This is a genomic window from Shewanella sp. MM_2022_3, from assembly GCF_022557375.1.
Classification (GTDB): Bacteria; Pseudomonadota; Gammaproteobacteria; order Enterobacterales; family Shewanellaceae; genus Shewanella; species Shewanella xiamenensis.
In genome coordinates this window covers 51,589-63,948 of the sequence record NZ_JAKZGV010000016.1, presented here as the reverse complement: position 1 = coordinate 63,948, position 12,360 = coordinate 51,589, and the positions used below count along the sequence as shown (strand labels likewise).

Annotated in this window: 9 protein-coding genes; all 9 read right to left on the bottom strand. The window is 48.5% G+C overall.

Annotated elements, in window-relative coordinates; genetic code table 11:
• Nucleotides 1-42 precede the first annotated feature (42 nt).
• The 9 genes from tilS to bamA all read right to left on the bottom strand — a co-directional run bounded on the left by tilS (nucleotide 43) and on the right by bamA (nucleotide 12,348).
• Nucleotides 43-1,440, bottom strand: a complete 1,398-nt coding sequence (tilS, locus tag MMG82_RS10895) for a tRNA lysidine(34) synthetase TilS (RefSeq protein WP_241406844.1) — start codon at nucleotides 1,438-1,440, stop codon at nucleotides 43-45.
• Between the two features lie 57 nt (nucleotides 1,441-1,497).
• Nucleotides 1,498-4,977, bottom strand: a complete 3,480-nt coding sequence (gene dnaE / locus MMG82_RS10890) for a DNA polymerase III subunit alpha (RefSeq protein WP_037416769.1) — start codon at nucleotides 4,975-4,977, stop codon at nucleotides 1,498-1,500.
• Between the two features lie 117 nt (nucleotides 4,978-5,094).
• A complete protein-coding gene (gene rnhB / locus MMG82_RS10885; protein ID WP_047534659.1) occupies nucleotides 5,095-5,724 on the bottom strand; it encodes a ribonuclease HII in 630 nt (209 codons plus the stop codon).
• The gene (gene lpxB, locus MMG82_RS10880; RefSeq protein WP_037429558.1) at nucleotides 5,724-6,881 is read right to left on the bottom strand and encodes a lipid-A-disaccharide synthase; all 1,158 of its coding nucleotides are present in this window, start codon (nucleotides 6,879-6,881) and stop codon (nucleotides 5,724-5,726) included. Before lpxB ends, rnhB begins: the two co-directional genes overlap by 1 nt.
• Nucleotides 6,882-7,014: 133 nt before the next feature.
• A complete protein-coding gene (gene lpxA / locus MMG82_RS10875; protein ID WP_037416761.1) occupies nucleotides 7,015-7,785 on the bottom strand; it encodes an acyl-ACP--UDP-N-acetylglucosamine O-acyltransferase in 771 nt (256 codons plus the stop codon).
• A complete protein-coding gene (gene fabZ / locus MMG82_RS10870; RefSeq protein WP_241406843.1) occupies nucleotides 7,782-8,243 on the bottom strand; it encodes a 3-hydroxyacyl-ACP dehydratase FabZ in 462 nt (153 codons plus the stop codon). The genes lpxA and fabZ overlap by 4 nt, the downstream gene beginning before the upstream one ends.
• Before the next feature lie 32 nt (nucleotides 8,244-8,275).
• On the bottom strand, nucleotides 8,276-9,301 hold the full coding sequence (gene lpxD, locus MMG82_RS10865; protein WP_047534654.1) for a UDP-3-O-(3-hydroxymyristoyl)glucosamine N-acyltransferase: 1,026 nt from the start codon (nucleotides 9,299-9,301) through the stop codon (nucleotides 8,276-8,278).
• A 3-nt stretch (nucleotides 9,302-9,304) separates the two neighbouring features.
• Nucleotides 9,305-9,802 (bottom strand): OmpH family outer membrane protein, encoded by a 498-nt coding sequence (locus MMG82_RS10860; protein ID WP_037416754.1) that lies wholly within the window; start codon nucleotides 9,800-9,802, stop codon nucleotides 9,305-9,307.
• A 65-nt stretch (nucleotides 9,803-9,867) separates the two neighbouring features.
• Nucleotides 9,868-12,348, bottom strand: a complete 2,481-nt coding sequence (gene bamA, locus MMG82_RS10855; RefSeq protein WP_037416752.1) for an outer membrane protein assembly factor BamA — start codon at nucleotides 12,346-12,348, stop codon at nucleotides 9,868-9,870.
• Between the last annotated feature and the right edge of the window lie 12 nt (nucleotides 12,349-12,360).

The following is a 12,360-nucleotide window of genomic DNA, read 5'->3' as shown; positions in this document are numbered from 1 at the left end:
GGATGCTGCTCACTGGCGATAAAGCATGGCAAATAGACTTTGCTATCCGATCGCATTCCCATCAAACTTAAGCCCGATATCATCCCCTTGGGCACAAAATGCCTTTTCAACCCAGAGTCCAAAGGCCATCACCAGCTTATCGTTGTAGAACACGAATCCTACCTCAGCACGTAACCATGGCGGCACAGCGCATTCTTGCCATAACTTTTTCAGCTCGCGTCCCTTATCGCGAAAATGCGGCTGACAGCGAAATTGCCCCGGCAAGCCATAACGTAGACTCACCACTTCATCGGCGTTAGGTAAACGTAGTCGAGGGCCTGTGGTCACCAACGTAAATGGCACAATCTTGTCTCCAACCATTGTTGATGCTTGAGTCAATAAGGTCAGAATCTCTTGATGTAGGTCGCGCGCTGTAATGTGGAGCGCAGTAGATAGGGTTTCTCCACTATCCAGATAAAGCATCCCGGCAAAGCGGCGCAGTACACAGTCATTAATGCGGATATGGACCTTAGCATCCTCTTTAGCGTGGATTAATTGCTGTAACATTTGCTGCAACTGCACGTAGGACGGCAGTGAAAATCCTTGGGACTCAATAAAGCCCCGCAGCAGTATCCCTTGCCATTCAATCGGTTGCGCTGCTAACTCCGTCAGCTTAAGGACGGTTTGCTCAGTAACAGCCGCCTTGGTTAACAGCTTAGGTAAACGCTCACTGACCTCAGTTTCTACTATGGCTTGCTGCTCGGCACAAAGCTGGGCACTGCGACTGGCGGTGCTGGCGATACTTGGCCAGCGCGCTTTTAGGCGTGGGATAATCTCGAGGCGAAGAAAGTTACGATCGTACTTATCATCTTGATTACTCTCATCATCGATATGGACTAAATGTTGCGCTTTGGCAAAGGCTTCAATCATCTCGCGGCTAATATCAAGCAAAGGACGCACTTGTAAGCACTCCCCTTTGCCTGCTAATGAGAGTGGCTGAATGTGCCCCATGGCCGCTAAACCCTTAGGACCTTGGCCGCGTTTAAGGGCTAACAGAATTGTCTCGAGTTGATCATCTTCATGGTGAGCGGTGAGTAAGATATCCCGCGGATTAAGATGCGCTAAAATCGCCTGATAACGCGCTTTTCGCGCTGCAGCCTCAACGCTCACCCGAGGACCAAGCTCGAGCTGAACCCGTTCTACCGTCACAGGTAAACCATACAGGGCCGCGCGTTCTTGACAATGCTTGGCCCAAGCATCGGCATTGGGGCTCAAGCCATGGTGTACATAAATCAATTGATAGCGTAAATCAGGACGCTGTTTAGCATATTCACTTAAGCCGTAGGCGAGCACTTCGGAATCGACTCCGCCACTGTAAGCGAGGACTAACTTGCTCCCCGCTTGGAGGGGTAAGCTATCTAAAAATCGCGCTATATGAACACTCAAATCCTGCGCAGCCATCCTCTTCCCCACTCAAAAACAACAGAAACCTAAGCTTGGTTCGACTTAAGGCAGATATTACGATGGAAATACAATCCGCACTTTGTTCGGGCCGAGTAAACTTTCCAAGGCAAAGACCAACTCATCACTTGGGTTAACTCGCCAGGTTTCGGCCAATCTAAACTGCCCCTTGGCTTGAGCTTGGCTGTAGTTAATCAGCACTGGCACAGCGCCATTACGCCATGGACTGATTGCCTGCTCAATGCCCTCGAGCATATTTGGGGTCAGCTGCGATGCCTCTAAATCGATTTCCAATGCACTGGCAAAATGGCTACGCGCCTCACTGATATCGATGATATTGCGCGCCGTCATCCGGTTTCCACCGGCAAAATCATCAAAACTCACCTCACCTTCACAGATCAGGATCCGGTCCTTTTCCAGCAGGTGATTAAACTTCTCAAAGGCTTCAGTAAACAGCATCACCTCAAGCCGAGCGCTCTTATCATCTAAGGTCAGTAAGCCCATTTTTGAGCCGCGTTTAGTGAGCATCACCCGGGTCGCCACGACAAGGCCCGCAGCCTTGACGGTTTTGCCCCGTTCCGTAGGATGCACATCCTTCAAGCGCCCTGAGGTGTAATGCTTAAGCTCTTTAAGGTATTGATTTATTGGGTGCCCCGTTAAATACAACCCTAATGTTTCGCGCTCGCCCTCAAGCCAAATTTTGTCCGGCCATGGGGTACATTCCACAAACTGTTGCTTGCTATCCTCAGGATCACTATTGAGCAAACCAAACATATCATGCTGACCAATAGCCTCAGCCTTCGCATGTTGGTCTGCTGCGCTAATGGCCTCGGGTAAGGTTGCCATCATCGACGCGCGGTGCGGTCCGAGGGAATCTAACGCTCCCGCACAGATAAGCTTTTCAATAACCCGTTTATTGAGCTTTTTTAGGTCGATACGGGCACAGAAATCGAATAAATCAACAAAGGGACCATCTTTACGCGCCGCTAAAATTGACTCAACTGGCCCCTCACCCACGCCTTTGATCGCTCCAATGCCGTAGACAATCCGCAGATCATCATCAACGGTAAACTTAAATAATCCCTTATTCACATCCGGCGGAATGATGGTGAGCCCCATCCGCTCGCATTCATCCACTAAGGTCACAATTTTATCGGTGTTATCCATATCGGCAGACATTACAGCCGCCATAAATTGCGATGGAAAATGGGTCTTCAACCACAGCGTTTGATAGGAAACTAACGCATAGGCCGCAGAGTGAGACTTGTTAAAACCGTAACCAGCGAACTTTTCCACAAGGTCGAAGATTTTCATCGACAGCTCGCCGTCGACACCATTTTTAATTGCGCCCTCTTTAAAAATACTCCGCTGTTTGGCCATCTCCTCAGGCTTTTTCTTACCCATAGCACGGCGTAACATGTCAGCGCCGCCCAAGGTATAACCTGACAATACCTGTGCAATCTGCATCACCTGCTCTTGGTACAAAATAATGCCGTAGGTGGGCGAAAGCAGTTCTTTTAAGGATTCATGCTGGTATTGAGAATCGGGGTAAGACACCTCTTCACGGCCATGCTTACGCTCGATAAAGTTATCCACCATGCCCGATTGCAACGGCCCTGGGCGAAACAATGCCACCAGAGCGATCATATCTTCGAAGCAGTCGGGCTGTAGACGTTTAATTAAGTCCTTCATACCACGGGATTCGAGCTGGAATACCGCAGTGGTTTCATAACGTTGCAGCAATCTAAACGAGGCTGGGTCGTCTAGCGGAATCGCTTCAATGCGTATTGGTGGACGGCCATTTTTAACCTCCACCTTGTTGATCATCTCTAGCGCCCAATCGACGATAGTGAGCGTTCTTAACCCCAAGAAGTCGAATTTAACTAACCCTGCGGTTTCCACGTCGTTCTTATCGAACTGGGTTACCGGGTTTTTACCTTCAGCGTCGCAGTATAGCGGCGAAAAGTCGGTGATCTTGGTAGGCGCAATCACCACGCCCCCCGCGTGCTTACCCGCGTTTCGAGTGACGCCCTCGAGTTTGCGGCACATGTCGATAAGATCTTTCACATCTTCATCGGCATCGTAGGATTCCTGCAATGCCGGTTCCACTTCAAAAGCTTTGGCAAGTGTCATCCCAGGCTCGGGTGGGATAAGCTTTGAAATGCGGTCGACAAAGCCATAGGGATGGCCCAGCACACGGCCGACGTCTCGGATAACCGCCTTAGCCGCCATGGTACCGAAAGTAATAATCTGCGATACCGCTTCACGGCCGTACAACTCAGCCACGTGGTCAATGACCTCGTCGCGTCGATCCATACAGAAGTCAACGTCGAAGTCGGGCATCGACACCCGTTCTGGGTTCAAGAAACGTTCGAACAGCAGGTCAAATTCGAGGGGGTCTAAGTCGGTAATCTTAAGGGCATAGGCGACAAGCGAACCCGCGCCCGAACCACGACCAGGACCAACGGGAATCCCGTTGTCCTTCCCCCACTGGATAAACTCCATCACGATAAGGAAGTAACCAGGAAAGCCCATTTGGTTAATCACTTGAAGCTCGATGTCGAGGCGCTCATCGTACTCACCGCGACGCTCGGCACGCACCTGTGGGTCGGGGAATAAGAATGCTAGGCGCTCTTCGAGCCCCTTCTTAGAGCGATCAACCAAATAATCCTCAATCGACATATCGCCGGTGGGGAAGTTAGGTAAGAAGTATTCGTTTAAACGAATAGTGACGTTACAACGCTTAGCAATTTCAACGGTATTGGCAAGGGCTGCTGGGATGTCAGCAAACAGTTCACACATTTCCTCTTCACTGCGAAGGTACTGCTGCTCACTGTACTTTTTAGGACGTCGTGGATCGGCAAGCGTAAAACCATCGTGAATCGCGACCCGTATTTCATGGGCTTCGAAGTCCTCTGGCTTTAAAAATACCACCTGATTTGTAGCCACCACAGGAATACCCTTTTCCTGCGCTAATCCCACCGCCATGTGCAGATAACGCTCTTCATCGGGGCGTCCGGTGCGTAACAACTCAAGGAAATAACGTCCCTCAAAATGCTGCTGATAGAACTCGCATAACGACTCAACCTGAGTATTGTTGCCCTTCAGCAGCGCCTTACCCACATCCCCTTCTTTGCCCCCAGACAGCAGCAAAATGCCTTGGTTATATGTGACCAACCACTCTTGGTCAATCACTACGCGACCTTGAACATGCCCGCGTAAATAGGCTTGACTGATGATTTGGGTGAGGTTTTGATAGCCCTCATTATTCATCGCAATAATGGTTAAGGCGCAAAACTCACCATCAAAACCAGGCACTTGCATCCAAAAGTCCGCGCCGATAATCGGCTTGATCCCTGCGCCATGGCAACCGCCGTAAAACTTCACTAGACCACAGAAGTTATTTTGATCTGTTAAAGCCACCGCCGCCATCCCATGCGCTTCAACTTGAGCAAGGATTGGCTTGACCTTAGCCACACCATCGGACATAGAAAAGTCACTGTGGACACGCAGATGCACAAAACGAGGATCGGACATAATTAGAATTATCTTTGAATAGCAGGTTAACAATCACTAAAAAAGCAGACTAGCAAAGTCACCGCCCTTGGGCTAGTGACTTTGCTCTCAAGCTGAAGTGAAAACACCCAATCGGTGTTAACGCTCCAGTAATGCCTTGACGGGTTTGAAACTTTTACGATATTGATCGAACACACCATGCTCGGCGATGGCGTCAAAATGCGCCTTCGTTGGATAGCCCTTATGCTTAGCAAATCCATACTGTGGATAAGCGGCATCGAGGGCATCCATCTCCCGATCGCGGGTCACTTTGGCAATAATCGAGGCTGCACTGATGCTGGCAATCAGGCCATCACCCTTGACTATGCTATGGCTCGCCAAAGACAGCCCTTGGTGAGTAAACGCCGGGCAGCGATTACCATCGACTAAAACTAACTCGGGCGCACGTGCAAGCCCTGCCACCGCGCGCTGCATGGCAAGCATAGTGGCATGCAGGATATTCAGCTCATCAATTTCCGCAGGACTAGCGCGCCCCACATGAAAGCTTAAGGCTTTTTCACAAATCTCATCGAATAATGCCTCGCGGCGCTTCTCGCTGAGCTTTTTAGAGTCATTTAAGCCCAAAATAGGTCGATTAGGATCGAGGATCACCGCAGCGGTGACGACATCGCCAACGAGGGGACCACGGCCAACTTCATCCACACCCGCCACTAAACCTGTTGAGAAGGTGGCGATATCGGTGTCGGTCAGCGTCTTAAATACCGCCATTAGTTCACATCCTTAACATCAACCAGAGCCAAAACCGCCTCGGCCGCCTTCTGGCTGGCATCGCAACGCAGCAGTTGATGCAAACGTTCAAACTCGGCTTTGATTGGTGCAAAGTCGCGGTTAAGTTCAACGCCAACCGCGGCAGCTATTTTCTCTGGCGTGCAATCATGCTGAATAAGCTCTGGTACCACATCTCGCCCCGCTAATAAATTTGGCAGCGAGAAACGATTCACCTGCATCATGCTCTTGGCAATACGATAGGTCAGTGGACTCACGCGGTACGCCACCACCATTGGGCGTTTAATCAGCATGGCCTCTAACGTCGCTGTACCCGAGGCGAGTAAAATACCATCGGCAGCGGCCATCACTTCGCGTGACTTGCCTTCCACCATGTGAATTTCTAAATCCGGCGCATAATCTTTTAACGCTTGTTCAAACTGCTCACGGCGCTGTTGATTCACTAAAGGCGTCACAAAGCGAATATCGGGAAATTGCTGCTTGATAAGTAGCGCCGCCTTCACAAAGGGCTCAGCCAATTGCTTTAGCTCACCGCCGCGCGAACCAGGTAAAATCGCGAGATATTCAGCCTCAGGATCTAACTCCAGCAATTGACGCGCACTTGCTTTATCACTCTCAAGCGGAATGTCGTCGGCTAAGGTATGACCGACAAAGGTACAAGGCACTTGATGCTTATCGTAGAAGGCTTTCTCGAAGGGCAATAATGACAGCACCATATTAGTCGCCTTGGCGATTTTAAAGATCCGCTTAGGCCGCCATGCCCACACCGAAGGACTCACATAGTGAACGGTTTTAATCCCCTGAGCCTTTAATTTAAGCTCCAGACCGATATTGAAATCCGGCGCATCAATACCGATAAAGCAATCAGGCTTAAGCTCGGTGATGGACTTAATTAACGAAGCTCGGACATGGAGCAGGCGTGGCAGGCGCGATAGCACTTCAACTATCCCCATCACGGCTAATTCTTCCATCGCGAACAGGGATTCGAAGCCTAAGGCTTCCATACGAGGTCCACCAATACCAACAAAACGGGCATTGGGATGTGCTTTTTGCAGCGCGGCCATCAAACCCGCACCTAAAATATCGCCGGAGAGTTCTCCGGCGACCATTGCAAACACTAATTGAGATTTTTTGCTCATAAACCAATCATATCTGACAAGTGAATGGCACCGCAGCGATAACCTCTGCCATGGCATTTTCTAACGCAGAATGTCACGAGCAGTGCCTATGAATGGCATAGTCTAGAGTCGAAACTCTTAACGCATCATGCCGCTAACGAATAATGCCGCGACCCGAAGATTTGACAAACTCAACGAGCAACTTAACTTGCGCGTCATTTTGTGCATCTTCGGCAAGTGCCTCAACCGCTTCTTCAACCGTCAGGCTGCTACGGTATAAGGTTTTATAAGCGCGGCGCACCGCTAATTGAGTTTCCTTAGAGAAGCCTCGGCGCTTCATACCTTCGCTGTTTAAGCCGCGAGGGATAGCTGGTTGTCCCGCAGCCATCACAAAGGGTGGTACATCCTGTAATAATAACGAACATCCCGCAGTAAAGGCGTGGGCACCGATATGCACAAACTGGTGAACGCCAGTCATGCCACCGAGAATCGCCCAGTCACCGACATGCACATGGCCTGCGATAGACGCATTATTGGCCATAATTACGTTATTGCCGACCACGCAGTCGTGGGCAATGTGCACGTAGTTCATAAACAGGTTGTTTGAACCAATACGGGTTTCGCTATTGTCTTGAACCGTTCCACGGTGAATAGTGACATGCTCACGGATAACATTGTTATCGCCAATGATAAGGCGTGTAGGCTCACCTGCGTATTTTTTATCTTGGCATTCTTCACCCACAGAGGCGAATTGAAAAATACGGTTGCCTTTACCTATCACCGTCGGCCCCTTCACCACCACGTGGGAGCTTAACCAACAATCGTCGCCAATCTCGACACCCGCGCCCACATAACTCCATGGGCCTATGGTGACATTTTTACCAATTTTTGCATCGGGATGCACAAACGCTAATGTATCTATCACTGATTAATCTCTCTGCGGGCACACATGATTTCAGCGGAACAAACCACTTCACCATCCACTTTGGCCTCACCATAGAAAACGCCAATCCCGCGGCGCTCTTTAATCATTTTGACTTCAAAATGGATTTGATCACCGGGTTCGACTACACGTCTAAAACGTGCATTATCGATACCCGCAAAATAATACAACACACCAGGTGGCACATCGTCACTCATGGTCTTAAAAGCAAGCAGACCAGTGGCCTGCGCCATGGCTTCTAAAATCAGCACGCCGGGCATCACAGGCTGGATCGGGAAATGCCCCTGAAAGAAGGGCTCATTAATCGTCACGTTTTTAATCGCATGGAGACTCTCACCGGGGGTGAAATCCAGTACGCGATCGATTAATAGGAATGGATATCTATGGGGCAGATACTTAAGGATCTCCGAAATATCCATAGTGTTCATTTGATTAGACACGAACCTAGTTCCTCAAAATTGCCTTAGGGCAATTACTCTGGTGTATTTAAATTTTTTTCCAACGTCTTCACGCGCTGGAACAGTTCATCCAATTGACGGAAGCGAACTGTGTTTTTACGCCACGTTTTGTTATCCATAGCAACCGTGGCTGATGAATACAAACCAGGCTCACGCATATTACCAGTAATGTTGGTCGCGCCAGAAATATGCACACCATCGGCAATGGATAAATGGCCAGCAATGGCACAATTTCCACCAATAATACAGTACTTACCAATAGTGACACTGCCCGCAATCGTGGTACTGCCTGCAATAGCTGTATTTTCACCAATAATATCGTTATGGGCGACCTGCACTTGGTTGTCGATAATCACACCATTGTGGATTTCGGTATGGCCTAATGCACCGCGGTCAATCGTTGAATTAGCACCGATTTCGACGCGATCACCAATGCGCACACCACCCGTTTGGGGGATCTTAACCCACTGTCCGCGCTCATTAGCGTAACCAAATCCATCGGAGCCAATAACGGCACCGGAATGAATAATACAGTCTTGGCCTAAATGGACATTGTGATACAGGGTGACATTGGCCCATAAACGGCTATTTGAGCCTATGATGGAGTCTTGTCCAATCACAGTACCCGCACCAATTTGTACATTTTCACCGAGGATAACATTGGCACCAATCACCACATTAGCACCAATTGCCACACCTTCACCTAACTGGGCAGAAGGGTCAATTTGCGCTGAGGGATGAATACCCATCGCTGCCTTGGGCGTGGTATCTAACAACTGCGCCACACGAGCAAACCCCACATAGGGATCTTTTACAACTAACGCAGTGCCAGGATAGTCCTGCGCATCTTTAGCCGACAATAACACCGCGCTCGCTTGAGTTGACTCAAGCTGAGCACGGTATTTGCTGTTGGCTAAAAAAGAGATTTGTCCCGCTGTGGCATGTTCAAGCGTTGCAACACTGTTGATCACTAAGGTTTCATCGCCTTGGACAACGCCATCTAATATCAGGCTTAGCTCTTTTAAAGTCACACTCTTCATCAATTACTTGCCTTTGCTTAAGGCTTCAACCACTTTGCCACTGATGTCAGCATTTGGCTTAACATAAATGACTGCACCACGCTGTAAAACTAAATCGTATTTTTCTTTTTCAGCGATAGTGTTAATGGCTTTTTGAACCTTAACTAACAGTTTGTTTTGCTCTTCGCCTTGGCGACGACGTAAGTCCTCATCCAACGCCTTACCTTTCAACTGATATTCAGATTTTAGCGCTTCCATTTTACGAACCAGCTCAGTTTTTTGCGTGTCATTCATTAACGCGCCATCACGTTGCTGCTTCTCCATCAGAGAGCGCATTTCTTCTTGCATTTTCTGAACTTCAGACATGCGATCACCAAACTCTGACTTCAGAGACTGCATGATTTGCTCACGTTGAGGTAACTGCTCAAACACAGCGCCCATATCAACTACAGCAATATTTTCCGCCTGCGCAGCTAAAGGTGCACCTAATAAAGCTAACGTCACCAGGGCACGGTTTACCATCTTGTTCAAAATAGACTCCTTGTTACCTTTGTTATATTCAGCAAAACTTGCCGAGTGTATGCCTTTTAAAAAGTTTTGCCAATATTGAACGAGAAGATCTCTGTTTGATCGCCTTCGTACTCTTTAATCGGCCATGCCAAGCTGAATACCATAGGGCCCATTGGTGATAACCACTGTAAGCTTACCCCCCAAGATGCTCTTATACGCGCAGGGTCACTGTAGTCTTGTAACTTATCAAACTCTTCAGCGGGTAAGGTTTGATATTTCGCAAAGTCAAACTCGGTATCCCACACGTTACCGGCATCGAGGAAGAAGCTGGTACGTACAGAGTTGGTATAAGCCTCATCCAAGAATGGCGTCGGTACAATAAACTCTAAACTCGCAGTTGCGATAGCGTTACCACCGATTGAACGGCCAGAGCTTACCTGAATACTGTTTGGATCGCCCGGTAAACTACAACCATCGCCCGATGGATCCGGCGCACAGGGTTCACTTCCACGGAAAAGATAGAAGGAACGCGGACCTACGGAGTTAGACTTAAAGCCACGCAGTGAGGTGCTACCGCCTGAGTAATAGTTTTCCCAGAATGGAAGGATCTGGTCATTATCGTTAAATTGACCATAACCATTACCATAGCCTAAACGACCACGTGCCAAGACCACAAAACTTTGACTGCGGTTGAGAGGGAAATAGTAGTTGGTATCGAAGTCAGTCTTGAAGTACTGCAGATCTGATCCAGGTACAGTCATCTTACCGCTTAAACGCTGTGATGAACCGTCTGTTGGGAAGGTTCCTCGGTTTAAGGTACTGCGATACCAACCTAAACTCAGCTCAAAGTTATCAAAACTTAAGTCTGCATTTGGATCATCTTCACGGTAAATATTGTAGAAACGCAACGCCTGTTCATAGGCAGAGATTTCTGAAATCGTGTTATGACGATAACCAATACCGCCGTTGATACGGTTGTATTCGTTAATCGGGAAACCAGAGTTTAGCGCTACCCCATAGGAGCTGTTTTTATAGCGTTCAAGGTTGGCTTCGTTTGCATCGAACTCGTTCCAGTAAACACTACCACCTAAGCTTACACCATCTTTAGTCCAATACGGATCGGTGTAAGATAAGTTGACGTTTTTAGAGTACTTGTTGGTACTTAAACTCACACCCGCTTGGTTACCCGTGCCGAGGAAGTTATTTTGCTGCACACCAAACTGTAGGCTTAGACCTGATTCAGTACCATAACCGACACCGGCGTTAAATGAGCCAGAAGGCTGCTCTTTCACCTTAACAGCTACATCGACTAAATCGTCAGTACCGGGCACTTGAATGGTCTCGGTATCGACGGTCTCGAAGAAGCCTAAACGGTTTAAACGGGCTTTAGATTGCTCAACTTGCGCTGAGTTTAACCAAGCACCTTCCATCTGACGCAGTTCGCGACGCATCACTTCATCTTTAGTGACAGTATTACCGGTAAAGTTGATGGAGCGAACATACACGCGCTTACCAGGTTTGATATTGATGTTTAAGGTCACTTCCTTGGTCTTATCATCAATTTCAGGGTAGGTTTTCACTTCAGGGTAAGCGTAACCGAAACGGCCTAAGTATTTGCTGTACATCTCTTCGGTGAAGGTCACATCACCGCCGTTGTACATATCGCCCGCCTTGATAGGCAGAATCGATTTCATCAACTCTTCACGACCCATCAGATCGCCCGTGAGGTTAACGCCTTTTACCTTGTACTTCTCACCTTCATTGACGTTGATAGTGATGTACAAGCCTTTACGGTCTGGGGTCATCGCCACTTGAGTCGAGGTAACTTCAAAGCGAATATAACCCTTGTTGTGGTAATAGGTTTTAATCGTCTCAAGGTCGGCCTGAAGCTTTTGCTTCTGATAGCGACGCTCACCAAACAGATCCCACCAAGCCACATAATCTTTCAGTTCTAACATGCCGATAAGCTCAGCATCGGTGAACTCATGATTACCGACCACGTTAATTTGGCGGATTTCGGCCGCTAAACCTTCAGTAAATTTGAACTTAAGTTCGACACGGTTACGGGGCAAGTTAATCACCTGCGCCTCGACTTTGGCGCCGTATTTGCCCACGCCGTAGTAGAAGTCTTGTAATCCCTTCTCGATGCCAGTCAGCATTGTGCGGTCTAAAGATTCGCCGACTTTAACGCCTGAGCCGTCCAGACTTTCCTGTAACTGCTCATCTTTAATGTCTTTGTTGCCTTCAAACGTCACAGCACTGATGGTTGGTCTTTCGGTGACTTTGACAATCAACACGCCGCCATCATGACTGACTGAGATATTCTCAAAGTTAGTTGAGGCATACAGGCTTTTAATGGCTTGCTGAATTTTTAACTGATCTACAGTGTCGCCCACTTTCACTGGTAAGCTTAACAAGGCAGCACCCAGTGCGACTCGCTGCAAACCTTCAACTTGGATGTCGGTCACTTCAAAGGGTTGGAAAGTATCCGCCAACACAGTCCCTGAAAACGACGCACCGACGAATAACATCGAGGCAAAAAGTTTATTCAATCTCATAGAGCACTTCTA

Coding starts and splice junctions, on each gene's coding strand:
- dnaE (WP_037416769.1), bottom strand. CDS start 4,977: ATGTCCGATCCTCGTTTTGTGCATCTGCGTGTCCACAGTGACTTTTCT.
- bamA (WP_037416752.1), bottom strand. CDS start 12,348: ATGAGATTGAATAAACTTTTTGCCTCGATGTTATTCGTCGGTGCGTCG.
- lpxB (WP_037429558.1), bottom strand. CDS start 6,881: ATGAGCAAAAAATCTCAATTAGTGTTTGCAATGGTCGCCGGAGAACTC.
- tilS (WP_241406844.1), bottom strand. CDS start 1,440: ATGGCTGCGCAGGATTTGAGTGTTCATATAGCGCGATTTTTAGATAGC.
- rnhB (WP_047534659.1), bottom strand. CDS start 5,724: ATGGCGGTATTTAAGACGCTGACCGACACCGATATCGCCACCTTCTCA.
- lpxD (WP_047534654.1), bottom strand. CDS start 9,301: ATGAAGAGTGTGACTTTAAAAGAGCTAAGCCTGATATTAGATGGCGTT.
- MMG82_RS10860 (WP_037416754.1), bottom strand. CDS start 9,802: ATGGTAAACCGTGCCCTGGTGACGTTAGCTTTATTAGGTGCACCTTTA.